Genomic DNA, 19,806 nt, shown 5'->3' on the forward strand with positions numbered 1-19,806 from the left:
GCATGACGCGGCTCATCGTGACGACCGATTCGTCCGCCGCCGGCGCGATACAAAACGCCGGCCTTGGCGATCTCGTCCTTGCGATCGAGCGCCGGCTTGTCTTGGGGCCGCTGCCGTCTGATGCGGAACACCGGGCATTCTTCTCCCCGCGAACGACCCAAGCGCTCGGCCTGCACTGGCTGGACCACACCCCGGCCTGGCGTCTGGAAGGGTCTGGGGTGAGGGGGCGCGGACTGGTCGACCTGTTGTCCGAATGCGACACCGAACTGTGGATGGGATCAGAGCCAAATGCACAGTTAATTCTGCTTTGGTTGCTCGATCATTGCAGCACCGAGAAAGCGGCAGTTTCCAAGCTCTCGATACGTCACCTGGACTTTGCCGTGGGTGATGTCGCGCCGGAGCAACTTGTGAAGCTGAATCCGCCAATAGGAAAACTTGCGGAAGATCACCTTGAACTGGCCGGTCGCGCATGGTCCGCTTATTGCGGACCCACGCCGCAGGCCTGGTTCAACCTGCTTGAAGCGGACTTGAGTCCGCTTCCGCAGCTCGAGCATTGCGTTGTTGACCTGCTCGAAGAGCTTCCAAACGTGACCAGCGGCCTCGGGACCACGGAGACACGGATGCTGCAACTCATCGCGCCGGGCGAAGTGCAGCCCTTTCACGTCTTCCCGGGACATCAGAAACCCAACGACCGGCGCGTGTACGATTACTGGGAGGTCGGCGCGCTGCTCGATGGACTCGCGCGATGTCCAGTGCCGGCCGTAGCCGGGCTGGAGGAGGGGCCATTCACGCTCGACATGCATGACGATGCACGCCGTTTCGCGCAATACAAGCAGTCCCTAATGTCGCTCACCGATTTCGGGATGGCGGTGCTGACGGGAGAAGAGGACTTTCGGCGCCATAATCCGTTTCGCCGCTGGTGGGGTGGCACACTTCTCACCAGCGAACGGCTTTGGCGATGGGACGCCGAGCACCGCGCGTTGATCGCACCTGACTAAGGGCGCGCATGGCTCTCAGCGTTCCTGTACGCGAATCAATTTTTTAAGAGGCGACCGTGTCTCATTTGATCTTATCCACGAACCACCTTGACGAAGACGTGCTTGCCCAGTCGCGCCTCGCGAATGTCGTGGTTGGATTCAATCTACGCTTCGTGTGGAGGAAATTGCCTCCCGAGGAACAACTATTGCTTGGGCTGGAGCGCCGATCGGCGAAGCACGGCAATCCTGGCGATCATTGGCTCGATGAGGCTTGTCGCGGCTCGCTGGAGGGGTTCGGAACGCGTGATATCGGTTTCTTCGAGCTGTGTGCGAAGTTCGACTCAATTGAAATCTGGGTCGACCCTCGACCAAACGATCAGCTTGTGCTGATCTGGCTGCTGGACCTGCTTCGCCCCTACAAGGAGATTACGACGAAGCTCAGTCTGGTGCACACAGATGATCATGTTGCGGACTATGCTCCGGAATCTGTCGCAAAATGGAAGCTGCCGGCCTTCAAGGTGACCGAAAACCATTTGGCCTTGGCACGCCGCGCCTGGCAAGCCTATCGGGCTGAAACGCCAAAGCCCTGCTTCGATCTTCTGATGACGGATCTGACGGCCCTGCCGAGACTTCGGCCGGCGCTCATCGCGTTGCTCGAAGAGCTTCCGGACAGTGTGACGGGCCTGGGTGCCAGCGAAATGGATATTCTGGAGTTTGTGAACGATGGGCACACCGACCCGAGGATCGTCGAGGGAGCGAGGTGGCTTCGCAATGTGTTTGACGAAAACGACGCGTTTGATGCCTTGCTCGAACTGGGGGCGCACCCGGTCCCGCCGATCCTGCTGGGCGATCCGGCATTCGACAATGAGGATCGCTATTTCGGCAGGAGCGAGTGGAAGGTCACGCTCACTGAACTCGGGCGTTCAATTTTTGCGCGCGAGGATGATATGTGGCGCCACAACCGGATTTATCGCTGGTGGGGCGGGACCGAACTCACCAACGAACGGCTCTGGCGCTGGGATCGTGAAAGCCGGTTGTTGATTGCGCCATAGCGGCGCATCCGGTGCCGTAGGGTGGAAAAAGGCGCGCAAGCGCCGTGCCCACCATTTTCAACAAGCAAGAGGTGGTGGGCACGCTGACGCTTTGCCCACCCTACGAGAGCTCCGCCGACGAGACCTCCGTCGTGGCTTACTCCGCAGCTTGCGCGTAATCGCTCACGGGCGGGCAGGAGCATACGAGGTTGCGGTCGCCGTAAACGTTGTCGACACGGCCGACGGGGCTCCAATATTTGTCGGTGCGAGAGGTGCCCGCGGGGAAGCAGCCTTCGGCGCGGGTGTAGGCGCGCTTCCAATCGTCGTCCGCGATGTCGTGCACGGTGTGCGGGGCGTGGCGCAGCGGCGAGGCTTCGATCTTGAAGCGGCCGGCCTCGACCTCGGCGATCTCTTTCCGGATCGCGATCATGGCATCGCAGAACCGATCCAGCTCGGCCTTGGATTCCGACTCGGTCGGCTCGATCATCAGCGTGCCTGGCACCGGGAAGCTCATGGTCGGGGCGTGGAAGCCGTAATCGATCAGGCGTTTTGCAATGTCGTCGACGGTGACGCCGGCCGTCGTCTTCAGCGGACGGGGGTCGACGATGCACTCATGCGCGACGCGGCCCTTGGCGTTCTTGTAGAGCACCGGGAAGTGCGGATCGAGGCGCGCTGCGATGTAATTGGCGTTGAGGATCGCGATCTCGGTGGCGCGCTTAAGGCCTTCGCCGCCCATCATCAAAATGTAGATGTAGGAGATGGTGAGGATCGAGGCCGAGCCGAACGGCGCCGCCGAGACCGGGCCGACCGGGGCATCCGCCTGCGTTGCCGGATGACCGGGCAGGAACGGGGCGAGGTGCGCCTTGACCCCGATCGGGCCCATGCCGGGGCCGCCGCCACCGTGCGGGATGCAGAAGGTCTTGTGCAGATTGAGATGGCTGACATCGGCGCCGTAATCGCCGGGCCTGCTAAGGCCGACCTGCGCGTTGAGGTTGGCGCCGTCGAGATACACCTGGCCGCCATGGCCATGCACGACGTCGCAGATCTCGCGGATGTGCTCCTCGAACACGCCGTGGGTCGAGGGATAGGTGATCATGACCGCGGCGAGGTCGCTCGAATGCTTCTCCGCCTTGGCGCGGAGATCATTGACGTCGACGTCGCCGTTTGTCTCGCAGGCGACCACCACCACGTCCATGCCGACCATCGCGGCCGAGGCCGGATTGGTGCCGTGGGCGGAGGAGGGGATCAGGCAGATCTTGCGATGGCTCTCGCCGCGCGCGGCGTGATAGCCGCGGATGGCAAGAAGTCCGGCATATTCGCCCTGCGCGCCGGAATTCGGCTGCAGCGAGATCGCGTCATAGCCGGTGATGTCGCACAGCCATTTTTCTAGCCGCGCGAACAGCGCGTGATAGCCTGCCGCCTGCTCACGCGGCACGAATGGATGCAGCGAGCCGAACTCCGGCCAGGTCAGGGGCATCATCTCGGTGGTCGCGTTCAGCTTCATGGTGCAGGATCCCAGCGGGATCATGGCGCGATCGAGCGCGAGGTCGCGGTCACTGAGCTTGCGCATGTAGCGCAGCATCTCGGTCTCCGAACGATGCGCGTGGAAGACGGGATGGGTGAGGAAGGAGGTCGCGCGCTTCAGTGCCTCCGGCAGCGCCTCGCGCGTGGTCGCCTCTAACTCGGCATAGGCGAGCTTGCCGCCGAAGGCGCGCCAGACCGCTTCGACCGTCGCGGGCGTTGTGGTCTCGTCGAGCGCGATGCGCAAGCTGGTGGCGCCGACGCCGAGATTGATCTTCTCGGCCGCCGCGCGCGCGACGATCTCGGCGCGCCTGGCGCCGGCATCGACGCTGAGCGTGTCGAAGAAATTCTCGCTGTCAGGCGCAAAGCCAAGCTTGCGCAGGCCGCTCGCGAGCACGGCGGCGCGGCGATGCACGTTGCGCGCGATCTGCGTCAGCCCTTCGGGCCCGTGATAGACCGCATACATCGAGGCGATCACGGCCAGCAGCACCTGCGCGGTGCAGATGTTCGAGGTCGCCTTCTCGCGGCGGATGTGCTGCTCGCGGGTCTGCAGTGCGAGGCGATAGGCAGGCGCGCCGCGGGAATCCACGGAGAGGCCGACGATGCGGCCGGGCAGCGAGCGCTTCAGCGCATCGCGCACTGCCATGTAGGCCGCGTGCGGTCCGCCATAGCCCATCGGCACGCCAAAGCGCTGGGCCGAGCCGATCGCGATGTCGGCCCCTAACTCGCCCGGCGAGGCGAGCAGCGTCAGCGCCAAAAGGTCGGCGGCGACAATCGCGAGTGCGCCCTTGGCCTTCAGCGTGGCGATTGCAGGCCGGAGGTCGCGCACCGCGCCGGAAGACCCCGGATATTGCAGCAGCGCGCCGAGCACGTCTGCCTTGTCGAGATCGGTGAGGGGATCGCCGACGATCAGGGTCCAGCCCAACGGCTCGGCGCGGGTGCGCATCACAGCCAGCGTCTGCGGATGCACGTCCTTGTCGACGAAGAACGCTTGCGCTTTCACCTGCGAGTGACGCTCGGCGAGCGCCATCGCTTCCGCCGCCGCGGTGGCTTCATCGAGCAGCGAGGCGTTGGCGACGTCGAGCCCGGTGAGGTCGCAGATCATGGTCTGGAAGTTGAGCAGCGCTTCCAGCCGGCCCTGGCTGATCTCGGGCTGGTAGGGCGTGTAGGCCGTGTACCAGGCCGGGTTCTCCAGGATGTTGCGCTGGATCACCGCGGGCAGGATCGTGCCGGAATAGCCTTGGCCGATCAGCGAGGTGAAGACCTGGTTCTGCCGTGCGAGTTCGCCCATATGCGCGATCGCCTCGGTCTCGCTGAGCGGCTTGCCGAGGTCGAGCGGGGCGGCCTGCCGGATCGAGGCCGGCAGCGTCTCCGCCATCAGCGCGTCCACACTCTTGGCGCTGACGGTTTCGAGCATGGCGGTGACATCGCGCGCCGATGGGCCGATGTGGCGGCGAACGAAACTGGCGGCGGTGTCGCCGTTGGTCTTGCGGTGCGCGGTCATCGCTTGCTCCATCGTCCTTAAGCCGTGTGCGCCTTGTAGGCGGCTTCATCCATGAGGCCGCCGAGTTCGCTTCTGTCGGCCATCTTGATCTTGAAGAACCACGCCTTGCCTTGCGCGTCCGAGTTCACCAGCGCCGGCTCGGCCGCGAGCTCGGCGTTGGTCTCGAGCACTTCGCCTGTCACGGGCGCGTACACGTCGGAGGCCGCCTTGACGGACTCGACCACGGCGGCGGCTTCCGCCTTCTTCAGCGTGCGGCCGACCTTGGGCAGTTCGACGAACACGACGTCACCGAGCTGCTGCTGGGCGTAGTCGGTGATGCCGACGGTGGCGACGTCGCCCTCGATGGCGAGCCATTCATGGTCGGAGGTGTACAGCGTCGTGGTCATTCTCGAATCCTCAGCGTTTGTAGGTGTTCTTGACGAAGGGCATGGCCGCGACAGCGACAGGCAGACGCTGGCCGCGCACCTCGGCGAAGAGTTGTGTGCCGAGCGCGCTCGATGCGGTGGGCACATAGCCCATCGCGACCGGCGCATTCAGGCTTGGGCCGAAACCGCCCGATGTGACTTGTCCGATCGGCTCGCCGCCCGCGTCATTCGCAAACAGCAGCGCGCCCTCGCGCACCGGCGCGCGTCCCTGGGCGAGCAGGCCGACGCGGCGGCGGGCCGCGCCGTTGTCGAAATGGGCGAGGATTTTTTCGGCACCGGGAAAGCCGCCGGCGCGCGCGCCCCCGCTGCGGCGGCTCTTCTGCACCGACCATTCCAGCGCGGCCTCGACCGGCGTGGTCATGGTGTCGATGTCGTGGCCGTAGAGGCAGAGCCCGGCTTCCAGCCGCAGGCTGTCGCGGGCGCCCAGGCCGATCGGCAGCACGTCGGGATTTTCGAGCAGCGTTTTGGCGAGACGTTCCGCATCGGCCGCGGGAACCGAAATTTCAAAACCGTCCTCGCCGGTGTAGCCGGAGCGCGAGACGAAGCAGTCGAGGCCGGCCACCTTGCGCGGGCCGGAATCCATGAACTTCATGGCGGGCGCCTCTGCACACAATTTCGCCAGCGCCGCCTCGGCCTTCGGCCCCTGCAGCGCGATCAGCGCACGATCTGCGAGGGAATCGATGACGCAATCTTCAGAGAGATTCGCGCGCAGATGCGCCTCATCAGCGTCCTTGCAGGCGGCGTTGACGACCAGGAAGAGGTGATCGCCGAAATTGGCGACCATCAGGTCGTCGAGAATCCCGCCGTCTTCATTGGTGAACTGGGCGTAGCGCTGCCGTCCCGGCGCGATCGCCACGATATCCTGCGGCACCAGCCGTTCCAGCGCGCGGGCGGCGTCCTCGACCCTGCCGGATTTCGGCCGGAGCGCGATCTGGCCCATATGGGAGACGTCGAACAGGCCGGCGGAGGCCCGGGTATGGAGGTGCTCCTTCAGCACGCCCGCAGGGTATTGCACGGGCATGTCATAGCCCGCGAACGGCACCATCTTGCCGCCGAGGGAGACATGAAGCCCATGAAGGGGCGTACGTTTCAGGGAATCTTGGTCGTCGCGCGCTAGCATCACAGGGGCCCTCGGCGGTTCCCCCGGGACGATTCCCTGGGGACACCAGTCGAAGCCCCATCTGTCGCTGTGCCTGAGAGTATTATCCCGTCGGCGGGAGCCATCCGGGTCTAAACCCGTCGGCGCCTCTTTCCAGATGCTGTCAAAGCCACGCGGTCCTTTTGCCTGAGAGTTTCCGGGGCGGTTGCTCCTTCGGCGCCGGCTGCCTAAAGCCGGTCTCTCCCGACGTGGCCGTACGATACAGATGGGTACAGACCACAGCGGGGCCAAGCCTGTCAACGCGTCCGCTTGCCCTATCAACGGGATTGCAGCGGGGATTGAGCGGCTGCGGCAACCCTCTGATCTCCTTGCACAGTTTCTGGACAGCGAAGCTGGCCTTGTCTAAAAGCGCTGTGGCCCGCAGATATCAGCCTAAATGTCAGGTTTGGATGGCCTATAGCGGGTCCAAGCACACCCGATTGGATGAACATGAGCGGCGTCAACGAGATCAGGTCGACCTTTTTGAACTTCTTTGCCGAGAACGGCCACGAGATCGTGTCGTCCTCGCCATTGGTGCCGCGCAACGATCCGACGTTGATGTTCACCAATGCCGGCATGGTGCAGTTCAAGAACGTCTTCACCGGCGTCGAGAAGCGGCCCTATCAGCGCGCCACCACGTCGCAGAAATGCGTGCGCGCCGGCGGCAAGCACAACGACCTCGACAATGTCGGCTACACCGCGCGCCATCTCACCTTCTTCGAGATGCTCGGCAACTTCTCGTTCGGCGACTACTTCAAGGAGCGCGCGATCGAGCTCGCCTGGAAGCTGATCACCAAGGATTTCGGCCTCAACAAAGACAAGCTGCTCGTCACCGTCTACCACACCGACGACGAGGCACACGGGCTCTGGAAGAAGATCGCCGGGTTCTCCGACGACCGCATCATCCGCATTCCGACCTCCGACAATTTCTGGGCGATGGGCGACACCGGTCCGTGCGGCCCGTGCTCGGAGATCTTCATCGACCGTGGCGATCACATCTGGGGCGGACCTCCGGGCTCGCCGGAGGAGGACGGCGACCGCTTCCTCGAATTCTGGAATCTCGTGTTCATGCAATATGAGCAGGTGACGAAAGAGGAGCGCGTGGATCTGCCGCGTCCCTCGATCGACACCGGCATGGGCCTCGAGCGCATGGCCTGCATCATGCAGGGCGTCGACAGCGTGTTCGAGACCGATTTGTTCCGTCATTTGATCGATGCGACCTCGTCCGCGCTCGGCAGTGGGCCGAATGAGCAGACGGTCGCCTCGTTCCGCGTCATCGCCGACCATTTGCGTTCCTCGGCCTTCCTGGTCGCGGACGGCGTGCTGCCCTCGAACGAGGGCCGCGGCTATGTGCTGCGCCGGATCATGCGCCGCGCGATGCGCCATGCGCAGCTGCTGGGTGCGAAAGAGCCGCTGATGCACCGCCTGGTCTGGGCGCTGGTCCGCGAGATGGGCCAGGCCTATCCCGATCTGATGCGCGCGGAGAATTTGATCGAGGAAACGCTGCGGCTGGAAGAGACCCGCTTCCGCAAGACGCTTTCGCGTGGCCTTGCCATCCTCGACGAGAAGAGCGCGTCCTTGAAAAAGGGCGACATGTTCGACGGCGACGTCGCCTTCACGCTGTACGACACCTACGGCTTCCCGCTCGACCTGACGCAGGACGCGCTGAAGTCGCGCGGCATCGGCGTGGATCAAGCTGCGTTCACCGACGCAATGGAGCGCCAGAAGGCCAAGGCGCGCGAATCCTGGAAGGGGTCCGGGGAAGCTGCGTCCGAGGCGATCTGGTTCCCGCTGCGCGAAAAGCTCGGCGCCACCGAATTCCTCGGCTACGAGACCGAGAGCGCCGAAGGCGTGGTGTCGGCGCTGGTGAAGGACGGTGCAGAGGTCGCCAGCCTGAAGGCCGGCGACACCGGTGCGATCGTGCTGAACCAGACGCCGTTCTACGCGGAGTCGGGCGGCCAGGTCGGCGACACCGGCGTGCTCACGGGCGAGGGCGGCATCAAGTTTCGCGTCACCGACACGCAGAAGAAGCTCGGCGATTTCTTCGTGCATGTCGGCAACGTGGAGAGCGGCGAGCTGAAGCTCGGCACCGCGCTGCAGCTCGAGGTCGATCATTCCAGGCGCTCCTCGATCCGGGCGCATCATTCGGCGACGCATCTCATCCACGAGGCGCTGCGCCAGGTGCTCGGCGACCACATCGCCCAGCGCGGCTCGATGGTCGCGCCGGATCGTCTGCGCTTCGACTTCGTGCATCCGAAGCCGATCACGGCAGAGGAGCTGGCCCGCGTCGAGGACATCGCCAACGACGTGGTGCTGGAGAACGACGAGGTCACCACGCGCGTGATGGGCGTCGACGAGGCCCGCGAAGCCGGCGCGCGCGCCCTGTTCGGCGAAAAATACGGCGACGAGGTTCGCGTCGTCTCGATGGGCCGGACCGCGCGCGAGCGCGGCGCCAACGCGCTCGGCTGGTCGGTCGAGCTCTGCGGCGGCACCCATGTCAAGCGCACCGGCGACATCGGCCTGATCACGCTCACCGGCGAGAGCGCGGTTGCTTCGGGCGTGCGCCGCATCGAGGCGCTGACCGGCAATTATGCGCGCAGGCACGCCAACGAGACCATGGCGCTGGCCAAGACCGCGGCGAACGAGCTGCGCACGTCGCTCGACGACGTTCCGGCGCGCATCACCGCGCTGATGGAGGAGCGCAAGAAGCTCGAGCGCGAGCTCTCCGACGCCCGCAAGAAGCTGGCGATGGGCGGCGGCGCTTCGGCCGGCAGCAATGGCGCAGCTTCAGGCGTACGCGAAATCGGCAACGTCAAGCTGATGGCGCGCGCGGTCGAGGGCATCGAGATGAAGGATCTCAAGAGCCTCGCCGACGACGGCAAGAAGCAGATCGGCTCCGGCGTGGTCGCCATCGTCGGCGTCACCGAGGACGGCAAGGCCGGCATCGTGGTCGGCGTCACCGCGGATCTCACCGCGCGCTTCAACGCGGTCAACCTCGTGCGCGTTGCCTCCGAGGCGCTCGGCGGCAAGGGCGGCGGTGGCCGGCCCGACATGGCCCAGGCCGGCGGCCCTGACGGGGCCAAGGCGACCGAGGCGCTGGCGGCGATCGAAAAAGCAATGGCAGGCGCGTAAACGGCCATGCGCCCCGGTCTGCGAGGGCGTGGACTTCGCGATCCCAATTTGAGGGATCGCCTCTATGAATTGCTGGAGCACGATCCGCTGGCTTATTCAGCCGGATCGCGCTTCATCCAGCTCATCATCGGCGTCATCGTGCTCAATGTGGCCGCGATGATCCTCGCCTCGGTGCCGGAACTGGACGCCCAGTTCGGCACGGTGTTCTCGGCCATCACCGTCCTGTCCGTGATCGTGTTCGCGCTGGAATATCTGGCGCGGCTGTGGACCGTGGCGGGCCACACCCAGCGCAGGGGCTCCGCGCTGTCCGACCGGCTGGGCTACGCCTTCTCCGCGCTCGGCATCATCGACCTCATGGCGTTCCTGCCCGCTTCTATCGTGCTCGCCACCGGCCGGCACGCGACGCTGGCGGCGCTCGGGGTGCTGCCGTTCTTCAAGCTGATCCGCTATTCGCCGGCGATGCGCTCGTTGCTCGCCGCCGTGCATGCCGAGCGTCGCGCGCTGATCGGCTGCATCGTCATCCTGATCGGCGCGGTCCTGACGTTCGCCTCGCTGCTCTACGCCATCGAGCGCGACGTGCAGCCGGACAAGCTCGGCACCATCCCGCAGGCGATGTGGTGGGCGATCGTGACGCTCGGCACCGTCGGCTATGGCGACGTCGTGCCGGTGACGCCGCTCGGCAAGCTCGTCTCCACCTTCGCCATCATCTCAGGCTTCGCCATGATCGCGCTGCCGGTCGCGATCATCTCCACCGCCTTCGCCGAAGAGGTGAAGCGGCGCGATTTCGTCGTCACCTGGGGCATGCTGGCGCGGGTGCCGCTGTTCTCGCATCTGTCGGCCGCGGAGATCGCCGACATCATGCGGCTGTTGCGCGCGCGCACCATCGAGCAGGGCGAGATATTGGTCCGCCGTGGCGATGTGGCCTCGTCGATGTATTTCATCACCGCCGGCGAGGTCGAGATCGCGCTGCCGAGCCAGCATGTGCACCTCACGGACGGCACCTTCTTCGGCGAGATCGCGCTGCTGCATAAAACAAAGCGCAGCGGCACGGTGACGGCGACGCGCAAGACGCGCCTTTTGGTGCTCGACGCCCAGGATTTTCACGCTTTGATCGAACGGATGCCGACGCTCGCCGACCACGTCCACACCACCGCCAAGGCACGGCTTGCCGACAGCGGCGATCTCGCGCTCGCGGAATTGGCGCAGGCGGAGAAAGACGGGACCGACCGCTGAGCGGTCAGCCTTTCTTCAGGAAAACATACTCGGCCGAGTAGGGTGCGCTCCTGAACTCGCCGACCTTGTCGCACGCGCCGTCGAGCTTGCCGCCATGGGTGTTGATGCGCTGCACGGTCGTCACCGGCGTCAGTACACCGCTGCCGCGGCGGGCGGTCACTTCCAGCTTCAGCCAGGGGATATCGGCGGCCGTTGCGCCCGGTGCGTTGCCCGCGGCCTTGGCGGTCACCGCGCTGCCGTCGGCGAGCTCCCAGTTCGGGCCGGCATAGTGGCGGCCGATCGTCTTGCCGTCCGAGAGAAGCGTCGCGACCGGTTCGCGGAAGCTCCATGCGAGCTTGCCGTCGGTGCCGGCCTTGCACTCATAGACCTGCGCGCCCTCGGCGTGGACGCTAAGCACGACGCTCTCGCCCGGCGCGGCGATGGCGTCGGGGAGCGGCTCGGCAGCCCCGGCCGGTCCGATCAGGGCCGCGAGCAGCATGGTGGGGCCGGCAAGCTTGATGAACATGGTGGCATCTCCGCGCAAGGTCTCAAAAAGAAACGGGCCGCGCGGTTGCGCGGCCCGTGATGATGTCTGACCCAGTCGGGCGAAATTGCGGTCGGCTCAGGCCGCCAGCTCCTTGGTCAGGTTCTCGGCGACCTTGTCGAGGAAGCCGGTGGTCGAGAGCCAGCGCTGGTCGGCGCCGACCAGCAGCGCGAGGTCCTTGGTCATGTAGCCGGCCTCGACGGTGTCGACGCAGACCTTCTCCAGCGTGTTGGCGAACTTGGCGAGCTCGGCATTGTTGTCGAGCTTGGCACGGTGGGCGAGGCCACGGGTCCAGGCGAAGATCGACGCGATCGAGTTGGTCGAGGTCTCCTTGCCCTTCTGGTGCTCGCGGTAGTGGCGGGTCACCGTGCCGTGGGCGGCTTCGGCTTCCACGGTCTTGCCGTCGGGGGTGAGCAGCACCGAGGTCATCAGGCCGAGCGAGCCGTAGCCCTGCGCGACCGTGTCGGACTGCACGTCGCCGTCGTAGTTCTTGCAGGCCCAGACATAGCCGCCGGACCATTTCAGGGCCGAGGCCACCATGTCGTCGATCAGGCGGTGCTCGTAGGTCAGGCCCTTGGCGTCGAACTCCTTCTTGAACTCGCGGTCGAAGATGTCCTGGAAGATGTCCTTGAAGCGGCCGTCATAGACCTTCAGAATCGTGTTCTTGGTCGAGAGGTAGACCGGATAGTTGCGCAGCAGGCCGTAATTGAACGAGGCGCGGGCGAAGTCGATGATGGAGTCGTCGAGATTGTACATCTCCATGGCGACGCCGGCGCCGGGCGCCTTGAACACTTCCTTCTCGATCACGGTGCCGTCCTCGCCGACGAACTTCATCGACAGGGTGCCCTTGCCCGGGAACTTGATGTCGGTGGCGCGGTACTGGTCGCCATAGGCGTGGCGGCCGATGATGATCGGCTTGCTCCAGCCGGGAACCAGGCGCGGCACGTTCTTGCAGATGATCGGCTCGCGGAAGATGCAGCCGCCGAGGATGTTGCGGATGGTGCCGTTCGGCGATTTCCACATCTGCTTGAGGTTGAACTCCTTCACCCGGGCTTCATCCGGGGTGATGGTGGCGCACTTGACGCCGACGCCGACCTTCTTGATGGCTTCGGCGGCGTCGATGGTGACCTGATCGTTGGTGTGGTCGCGGTACTCCATGCCCAGGTCGAAATACATCAGCTCGACATCCAGGAACGGGTTGATCAGCTTGTCCTTGATGTACTGCCAGATGATCCGGGTCATCTCGTCGCCATCGAGCTCGACGACGGGATTGGATACCTTGATTTTTGCCATGATCGGGGAAGCCTCTTGGGAACGGCGCTTTTGGCGCGCCACGGGAATATCCGCCGCCTCTTAGCACCCAGACGCGGCGGGCGAAAGCCAAGGGATTATGCACTTTTAGCTCATCCAGCTTCCCCAGACGTGGGGGCAGGGCCGCCCTGCCGCAGGGCCGGATCCGAGGATCCAGTGGAGATTCAAAAGTCGATTCCAACCCGTTATTTCCCTTGAGAATTTCGTCAGGACAGGCAAACGAGGCGGACAGCGCCGGCCGGCCCAGGGACGACTTGGGAAAGGCGGGCTTGAATCAATTCCTGAGAGTGCCCTGGCAAGGCCTTGAGACGAAGAGTGAAAGCGAAACGAGATGTCGGGGACTGACAAGAGCAAGGCGGGTTTGTCCCTCGACGGTCCCATCGTGATCCTGGTCGAGCCGCAGCTCGGGGAAAACATCGGCATGGCCGCGCGCGCCATGGGCAATTTTGCGCTCGGCGCCTTGCGTATCGTCAACCCCAGGGACGGCTGGCCCAACATCGCAGCACAGCGGGCCGCCGCCGGCGCCGACCACATTCTGGAAAAGGTCGAATTGTTCGCCACGGTCGAAGACGCCGTCGCCGACCTCGACCTGCTGTTCGCCACCACCGCGCGCCCCCACGACCAGGCCAAGCCGGTGGTCGGGCCGGAGGCAGCCGCCAGCGAGATCGCGGGTCACGTCGCGACCGGCGGCAAGGCCGGTATCCTGTTCGGCCGCGAGCGCTGGGGCCTAACCAACGAGGAGGTCGGCCTCTCCAACCGCATCATCACCTTCCCGGTCAACCCGGGCTTCGCCTCGCTCAACCTCGCCCAGGCCGTGCTGCTGGTCGGCTATGAATGGTTCAAGCGAGCGACGTCGGGCGAGCTGCCGCACGCCATGCCGGAGCGCTCCGAGCGCGCCTCTCAGCACCAGATGCAGGCCTTCTTCGACAACCTCATCCGCGAGCTCGACAAGGTGGAATTTTTGCGCCCGGCCGAGAAGCGCGACACCATGCTGGTGAACCTGCGCAACATCTTCAGCCGCATGGAGCCGACCAAGCAGGACATGCACACCTTGCACGGGGTGATCATGGCGATCGCCGAGGGACGCAAGGGCCCGGCCAAGGGCGGCGTGCTCGACGGCGAGCAGGCGACGCGCCTGCGCGCGCTTTTGGCCGAGCACGGGCAGGGCGGCGGCGTGCCCGACAGCGGCTCGACGGTGCGGGGCCTCGCCCGTCTGCTCCGTCGCAACCCGACCGACGCCGAGCGTCTGCTCTGGCAGGCGCTGACCCGCGACCGTCGCTTCGCCGGCCAGTTCAAGCGCCAGACGCCGGTGGGGCGGCACATTCCGGACTTCGTCTCCTTCCCGCATCGGATCGCGATCGAGCTGGTCAATCCGGGCGAGGGGGAAGCGATCGCAGCGGATCGCGCATCGCGGCGGGCCTGGCTCGAGGCGCGGGACTATCGGGTGCTCGACATTCGTGCCGCGGATGTGGAGCGGGATCTCGAGGCGGAGCTGGCGCGGCTGCAGGGGATGATCGAGCAAGCGATGTAGGTGCCGTAAGGCATGGCTCTCGTAGGGTGGGCAAAGCGAAGCGTGCCCACCATCTCTCGCTGATCATCAAGAGAAGGTGGGCACGGCGCTTACGCGCCTTTGCCCACCCTACGGCACTTCCTGCTGGTCGGCAGCGGATGACGTCAGCGCTGAAACACGACCTTGCCGCCCACGAGCGTCATGTCCGCCTTGATGTCCTTGATCTGGCCCTCCGGCACGGCCGTGTAATCCGCGGAGAGCACCACGATGTCCGCAAGCTTTCCGGGCTCAATGGTCCCTTTACGTGCTTCATCGAACGTGTAGCGCGACGCCGCGCTGCTGTAGAGCCGCAGGGCCTGCTCGCGCGTAATGGCTTCTGCCGCGCCGTAGACGTTTCCGTTGGGGTCCTTCCTGGTCACCATGATGTACATGTTGAGGAAGGGGTTGATCGGGTTGACGGGAAAGTCCGTCCCGGCGCCCAGGTTGTTGAGCCCCATTTTTTCGATTAACGTCCTGGTCGGTACGGCGCGGTCAGCGGTCGCTTTCCCGAGAAATCGTTCGACGGTCGCTGCCTTATCCCACATGAAAGCGTTCTGGAAATCGACACGGGCTCCCAGCTTCTGCGCCCGCTCCATCTGTTCTGGCCGGATCAGGCTGGCATGAATGAGGACGAAGCGACGGTCTCGGATCGATTTCTCCTTATCCGCGGCCTCGAACGCATCGAGCACCTGGTCAATACCAAGGTCACCCACCACGTGGACACCGACCCGCCAGTCATACCGGTGGCAGATGGAGATGAGTTGTTTCAATCGCTCAGGTGTCTGCTGCGCAACGCCATGATAGTTGTCATGTGAATCGGGATACACCTCGCGCATGAGCGCTGTCTTCAGCGTCATGCCGCCGTCGTAGAAGATCTTGATTCCCGCGAACTTCAGCCAATCGTCGCCAAAGCCTGAAGAGGCCCCATTGCCTGCCATGATCGCTTCCCACGCGGTCAGATCGGCCGGGGGCTCCGGTCGAAACATCACGCCGGTGCGCAATGTGGCTTTCCCGGATGCGACATGCTTCTGCAGCATGCGATATCGCGTGCCTCTGTCGCGCCTTCGACCACGCTCGTGATACCGAAGCTGTTCAGCACACTTTCGGCAATCGTGAATTGCCGCATCTCATCGTCTTCTGTCCAGGGCGGTACGGCCTTCTCGACCCGATCGATCGCCGTCTCCACCAGCACGCCGGTCAATTCACCGGCCGCGTCGCGCTCAAACTTTCCCCCGTTCGGATCCGCGGTGGTCTTGTCGATTCCGACCCGCTGTAGAGCCATGCTGTTCGCCATCGAGAAATGCCCGACGGTGCGAAGATAGACCGGATTGTCTGGAGCAACGCTATCAATCTCCTGCCTGGTCAGATATCGCTTCTCGGCCAATTGTGAAGGCGGATGCCACGCGCCACCTACAATCCACTCGCCCGGCTTCTTCTTCGCAGCGAATGCCTTGATGGCCTCGAGCGCTTCGGCGACCGTCTTGGCTCGGCCCATGATGACGACATAGTCGCCAAGACCAGCGGCCTTGAAGTGAGCGTGTGTATCGATCAATCCGGGGATGACGGTCTTGCCAGCCACATCGAGCACGCGGGTCCGGGCGCCGGCGAGCGCCTTTATCGAAGCACTGGTTCCGGTTGCGAGAATCTTTCCGTCTGCAACGGCCACTGCTTCCGTCATCGTCGATCGCTCATCCAGCGTCAGAACCTTGCCATTAATGAGGACCGGGTCAGGTGCGCTGAACTCCGGTTGCTGCGCCGCGACACTTGCGATGCCGGCGATCCACATGCTCGTGGCAACGATTGCAGATGCCGTCAACTTGCGAACCATGACGTCCCCCTTGAATCTTGTTTTTGCTGGACGAAGATTTTCAAGGGTATCGTCGATCGAACATCGGTTCAACGCTTCTGAGGCTTGCCAGCGTCCACATGCTGGCAAAGTGGATCGCGCTCTGTGTTAGTCTCGTAGGGTCGGCAAAGCGAAGCGTGCCCACGACGTCGATCAACAACGCCGCGGCAGACACGTGGGCACGGCGCTGCGCGCCTTTGCCCACCCTACGAGTTGGCAGGCGTGGCGGCCACGCCCAGGCAAGCGAACGGCGCTGCGCCCAAGACCATCCCGCCTCGTTGATGCATGTCAAGGAACATGGAACCCCGCCCGTTACGGTTTTGAGGCAACAGGGAGGGTTCGATATGTCAATCAGCCGTCGCCAAGCACTGGCCGCCTTCAGCGCCGCAGTATCGGCGCTCGCGATTTCCCGCACCGCACGCGCCGAGTTTGATGGTCTTGTCGTCAGGGCTCTGGAGGGCGGAGAAGATTTTTGGCTTGCCCAGGACGCCTATATCTACGGATATCCGCTCGTGACGATGGAGATGACGCGCCGGGTCATGACCAACGTTGCTGCGGTGGAAGGCACGCGCGGGCCGATGGGGCAATTCGTCAAGCTCCGCAAGTACCCTGATGCCACCTTCAAGGACGTCACGGCACCCAATGCCGATACGCTCTACACGACGGCCTGGATCGATGTGGGAGACGAGCCCTGGGTCCTGAGCATGCCGGACATGAAGGACCGCTACTTCCTGTTTCCGATGCTGGACGGCTGGACCAATGTCTTCCAGGTGCCTGGCAAGCGCACCACCGGCACCAAGGCGCAAACCTATGCGATCACCGGCCCGGGCTGGAAGGGAACGCTTCCCGCCGGCGTCAAGGAATACAAATCACCCACGGGCATGGTGTGGATCCTGGGCCGCATCTACTGCACCGGTACGCCGGAAGACTACGCGGCCGTGCACGCCGCGCAGGACCAGTTCAAGCTCGTGCCGCTCAGCGCATACGACAAGTCCTTTACGCCCCCGGCAGGCAAGGTCGATGCATCGATCGACATGAAGACGGCGGTTCGCGAGCAGGTCAACCGCCTGGACGCCGCAGCCTATTTCACCCTTCTCGCGCAATTGATGAAGCGCAATCCGCCGGCCGCCGCCGACGCGGCCGAGGTCGCCAAATTCGCGAAGATCGGTCTTGTCCCCGGCAAGGATTTTGACGCGAGCAAATTCGATGCTGCCTTCGCCAAGCGGATCCCGCAGGTGGCATTCGACCGCATCATGCTGCAGTTCAAGATCAACAAGGCGATCAAGAACATCAACGGCTGGGCCTTCGACAGCGAAGCCGGCATTTACGGGACCAATTATCTCAACCGTGCGCTTGTCACGGCCATCGGCCTCGGCGCCAACCGGATTCAGGATGCGTGCTATCCGACATCCCAGAAGGACGCCGATGGCAAAGAGTACGTCGGCAGCAACAAATACGTCATGCGTTTTCCGAAGGGGCAGCTTCCTCCGGTCGGCGGCTTCTGGTCGCTCACGATGTATGACGAGAACTATTTCTTCGTCGCCAATCCGATCAACCGCCAGTCGATCAGCGCCCGCCAGAATCTCAAAGCCAATCCCGACGGTTCGGTCGACCTCTACATTCAGAAGGACAACCCGGGCCCTGACAAGGAGAGCAATTGGCTTCCCGCGCCCGCGGGCAAGTTCGTCCTGATGTTGCGGATGTATTGGCCGAACGAGAAGTCGCCCTCGATCATCAACGGGACCTGGAAGCCGCCGCCCGTCCGGCAGGTGACGAGCAGCTAGGGAGCACGGCGCTTCGCGCCTTTGCCTACCCTACGCACCGTCACCGGCGCCCGAGCAGTACCTCGCGCTCCACCGCAATCCAGGTCGTCCGCGCCAACGCCAGCAATCTGCCGGCTTCATCACGAAGCGCGGCGTCGGCCGTGCGCTTGCGGCCGTCGCGGCCGGTGGGCCAGGCGGTGATGATGCAGCGCTCGCCGGGGTGGGGGCGGGCTTCGATGCGGGCTGACATCCGTCCGAGCAGCAGCGGGGTCTTCTCGAAGCTGCCGCTCTGCTGATCGTAATTGCAGGCAAACCCGGTCGGGCAGTCGAGCGCGGACCAGAGAAATTCGGGCGCGATGAGGCCATCCTCGGCGGCGAGATTCGGATCGGGTGCCCAGCTCGCGGCGAGAACGGCGTTCCGCGCATGACGGCGGAGCGGGCCGGCGAAGATGCGCAGGCCGTCGCCTTTCGCCCTTGCGGGACCGCAGACGAAACAGTTCGGCAGCGGATGCTCGTGCGGATTGAACAGTGCGAGCAATTCGGCCGCGCGGGCTTCCGGCAAGTTAGCTGTCTCGATCTGCGCAAGCTCGACGCTCACGGCGCGCCCTGTCGCGACCACCTTGTCGCCGTCGCGGAGCTCCCATGTGTCGCCGTCTGTCGCGACCGCAGCGAGCGGCGTGTCCAGAGGCGGCGGCGCGCGCAGCGTCACTTCCGCAGGCCCCGGAATATGGCGGGCGAGCCGGCCGCAGACATAGCCGCCGTTGCCGGAGTTCGGAGGTCCGCAATAGCGCTTGTCGATGATGATCTCTGTCATGGCGCGCACTCTACCCGATCCTGAGCACAATGCGTCCCTGAACCGTGCGGTTGGCCACGGCGCGCATGGCCTCGCCGGCCTGCTCCAAAGGAAGGAGGCGGTCGATGTGCGGGCGGATCTGCCCGGCCGCCAACAACTGCATCAGCGTGTCGTTCATCCGCGCGCTCTCGTCCGGGCATTTCTCCGCCCAGGCACCGGCAAAGACGCCAATGATGGAATAGTTCTTCAGCAGCGGCAGGTTCATCGGAAGGGACGGAATCTCGCCGCCGGTGAAGCCGATTGGCATCAGCCGTCCGCCCCATTTCATCAGCCGGGCCATCTGCTCGAAGATCGCGCCGCCGACATTATCGAAGCCGACATCGATGCCTTCGCCTGACGTGATCGCCTTGATCCGGTCGCGCAGATCCTCGCTGCGATAGTTGATGACCGCGCTGGCGCCGTAGTCGCGGACCAGGGCCGCCTTGTCGTCGGAGCCAACCCCGGCGACGACGCGCAGGCCGAGATGGCGGCCGAGGTCGACGGCGGCCAGTCCAACCCCGCCGGCAGCGCCCGTGACGAACAGCGTTTCGCCGCGCTCGGCTCGTGCCCGCTCGACCAGCGCATAATAGGCCGTGCCGTAATTGTGCAGGATGGTTGCCGCCGCCTCGAACGCGACGCCGCCAGGCAGGCGCACGGTCTTCGATTCCTTCGCGATCATTCGTTCGGCGTAGCCGCCGGTCCAGCTGCTGCAGGCGACGCGATCGCCGGGCGCGAACCTTGTCACCTTGTCGCCGATTGCTACGACGGTTCCGGATGCTTCCGTGCCGGGTACGAAAGGCGTCTGCGGCCGCATCTGGTAGAGGCCCGAGACCAAGAGCTGGTCCATGAAGCTCACGGAGGCCGCGCGGACGTCGATCAGGATCTCGTCGCCGGCGGGCTTGGGGACATCGATCTCAGCGAGGCGCAAATCGCCGGGTCCAGTGAACGAATGGCACAAAACTGCTTTCATTGTGGCGCTCCCGTTTTGCGACAGGCGAACATGCGCGGCAGCGGACGTGCG

Annotated in this window: 13 protein-coding genes, 1 pseudogene and 1 riboswitch; of the genes and pseudogenes, 6 read left to right on the plus strand and 8 right to left on the minus strand. The window is 64.5% G+C overall.

Annotated features, from left to right (window positions below; all coding sequences use genetic code 11):
- Positions 1–2 precede the first annotated feature (2 nt).
- A complete protein-coding gene (locus tag GGD62_RS13950) occupies positions 3–998 on the plus strand; it encodes a hypothetical protein (protein ID WP_183708832.1) in 996 nt (331 codons plus the stop codon).
- A gap of 56 nt (positions 999–1,054) precedes the next feature.
- Positions 1,055–2,029, plus strand: a complete 975-nt coding sequence (locus GGD62_RS13955) for a hypothetical protein (protein WP_312014262.1) — start codon at positions 1,055–1,057, stop codon at positions 2,027–2,029.
- A 136-nt stretch (positions 2,030–2,165) separates the two neighbouring features.
- Here GGD62_RS13955 and gcvP read toward each other — a convergent pair whose 3' ends face one another.
- Genes gcvP through gcvT form a run of 3 tightly spaced genes read right to left on the minus strand, consistent with a single transcriptional unit; the run spans position 2,166 to position 6,578 of the window.
- Positions 2,166–5,033 carry an aminomethyl-transferring glycine dehydrogenase gene (gene gcvP, locus GGD62_RS13960; protein ID WP_183708833.1) on the minus strand — a complete coding sequence of 956 codons (2,868 nt, stop codon included), beginning with the start codon at positions 5,031–5,033 and terminating at the stop codon, positions 2,166–2,168.
- A gap of 17 nt (positions 5,034–5,050) precedes the next feature.
- On the minus strand, positions 5,051–5,419 hold the full coding sequence (gene gcvH / locus GGD62_RS13965; RefSeq protein WP_018316619.1) for a glycine cleavage system protein GcvH: 369 nt from the start codon (positions 5,417–5,419) through the stop codon (positions 5,051–5,053).
- A gap of 10 nt (positions 5,420–5,429) precedes the next feature.
- Entirely contained in the window at positions 5,430–6,578 is a 1,149-nt protein-coding gene (gcvT, locus tag GGD62_RS13970; RefSeq protein ID WP_183708834.1) for a glycine cleavage system aminomethyltransferase GcvT, read from the minus strand.
- Positions 6,579–6,722: 144 nt separating this feature from the next.
- A riboswitch (glycine riboswitch) is annotated at positions 6,723–6,813 on the minus strand.
- Between the two features lie 233 nt (positions 6,814–7,046).
- Here gcvT and alaS point away from each other — a divergent pair.
- A complete protein-coding gene (gene alaS, locus GGD62_RS13975) occupies positions 7,047–9,728 on the plus strand; it encodes an alanine--tRNA ligase (protein ID WP_026201699.1) in 2,682 nt (893 codons plus the stop codon).
- 6 nt (positions 9,729–9,734) lie between these two features.
- On the plus strand, positions 9,735–10,961 hold the full coding sequence (locus GGD62_RS13980) for a cyclic nucleotide-gated ion channel (RefSeq protein ID WP_183708835.1): 1,227 nt from the start codon (positions 9,735–9,737) through the stop codon (positions 10,959–10,961).
- Positions 10,962–10,965: 4 nt separating this feature from the next.
- Here the strand turns inward: GGD62_RS13980 and GGD62_RS13985 are convergent, their stop codons facing one another.
- Both GGD62_RS13985 and GGD62_RS13990 read right to left on the minus strand, forming a co-directional pair.
- Positions 10,966–11,466: a DUF3455 domain-containing protein gene (locus tag GGD62_RS13985; RefSeq protein ID WP_183708836.1), complete on the minus strand. Its 501-nt coding sequence runs from the start codon at positions 11,464–11,466 to the stop codon at positions 10,966–10,968.
- A gap of 96 nt (positions 11,467–11,562) precedes the next feature.
- Positions 11,563–12,777, minus strand: coding sequence for an NADP-dependent isocitrate dehydrogenase (locus tag GGD62_RS13990; protein WP_018316614.1), 1,215 nt, complete (start codon positions 12,775–12,777; stop codon positions 11,563–11,565).
- Between the two features lie 349 nt (positions 12,778–13,126).
- Here GGD62_RS13990 and GGD62_RS13995 point away from each other — a divergent pair, with 349 nt between their 5' ends.
- Positions 13,127–14,326 (plus strand): TrmJ/YjtD family RNA methyltransferase, encoded by a 1,200-nt coding sequence (locus tag GGD62_RS13995; protein ID WP_179734130.1) that lies wholly within the window; start codon positions 13,127–13,129, stop codon positions 14,324–14,326.
- Between the two features lie 143 nt (positions 14,327–14,469).
- Here the strand turns inward: GGD62_RS13995 and GGD62_RS41840 are convergent.
- Positions 14,470–16,172 (minus strand): annotated as a pseudogene (locus tag GGD62_RS41840) (amidohydrolase).
- 362 nt (positions 16,173–16,534) lie between these two features.
- On the opposite strand from GGD62_RS41840, the gene GGD62_RS14005 reads away from it, so the two are divergent.
- A complete protein-coding gene (locus tag GGD62_RS14005) occupies positions 16,535–17,974 on the plus strand; it encodes a DUF1254 domain-containing protein (RefSeq protein WP_183708837.1) in 1,440 nt (479 codons plus the stop codon).
- Positions 17,975–18,014: 40 nt separating this feature from the next.
- Here the strand turns inward: GGD62_RS14005 and GGD62_RS14010 are convergent, their stop codons facing one another.
- Complete coding sequence (locus GGD62_RS14010; protein WP_183708838.1) at positions 18,015–18,767, minus strand: hypothetical protein; 753 nt, start codon at positions 18,765–18,767, stop codon at positions 18,015–18,017.
- A 10-nt stretch (positions 18,768–18,777) separates the two neighbouring features.
- Complete coding sequence (locus GGD62_RS14015) at positions 18,778–19,755, minus strand: NADPH:quinone oxidoreductase family protein (protein ID WP_183708839.1); 978 nt, start codon at positions 19,753–19,755, stop codon at positions 18,778–18,780.
- Positions 19,756–19,806: the final 51 nt, after the last annotated feature.

This window comes from Bradyrhizobium sp. ERR14 (assembly GCF_014198235.1).
In the GTDB taxonomy this organism is placed as follows: Bacteria; Pseudomonadota; Alphaproteobacteria; order Rhizobiales; family Xanthobacteraceae; genus Bradyrhizobium.

Coding starts and splice junctions, on each gene's coding strand:
- gcvP (WP_183708833.1), bottom strand. CDS start 5,033: ATGACCGCGCACCGCAAGACCAACGGCGACACCGCCGCCAGTTTCGTT.
- GGD62_RS13985 (WP_183708836.1), bottom strand. CDS start 11,466: ATGTTCATCAAGCTTGCCGGCCCCACCATGCTGCTCGCGGCCCTGATC.
- GGD62_RS14015 (WP_183708839.1), bottom strand. CDS start 19,755: ATGAAAGCAGTTTTGTGCCATTCGTTCACTGGACCCGGCGATTTGCGC.
- gcvH (WP_018316619.1), bottom strand. CDS start 5,419: ATGACCACGACGCTGTACACCTCCGACCATGAATGGCTCGCCATCGAG.
- GGD62_RS14010 (WP_183708838.1), bottom strand. CDS start 18,767: ATGACAGAGATCATCATCGACAAGCGCTATTGCGGACCTCCGAACTCC.
- GGD62_RS13980 (WP_183708835.1), top strand. CDS start 9,735: ATGCGCCCCGGTCTGCGAGGGCGTGGACTTCGCGATCCCAATTTGAGG.
- GGD62_RS13950 (WP_183708832.1), top strand. CDS start 3: ATGACGCGGCTCATCGTGACGACCGATTCGTCCGCCGCCGGCGCGATA.
- GGD62_RS13995 (WP_179734130.1), top strand. CDS start 13,127: ATGTCGGGGACTGACAAGAGCAAGGCGGGTTTGTCCCTCGACGGTCCC.
- GGD62_RS13990 (WP_018316614.1), bottom strand. CDS start 12,777: ATGGCAAAAATCAAGGTATCCAATCCCGTCGTCGAGCTCGATGGCGAC.
- GGD62_RS14005 (WP_183708837.1), top strand. CDS start 16,535: ATGTCAATCAGCCGTCGCCAAGCACTGGCCGCCTTCAGCGCCGCAGTA.
- alaS (WP_026201699.1), top strand. CDS start 7,047: ATGAGCGGCGTCAACGAGATCAGGTCGACCTTTTTGAACTTCTTTGCC.
- gcvT (WP_183708834.1), bottom strand. CDS start 6,578: ATGCTAGCGCGCGACGACCAAGATTCCCTGAAACGTACGCCCCTTCAT.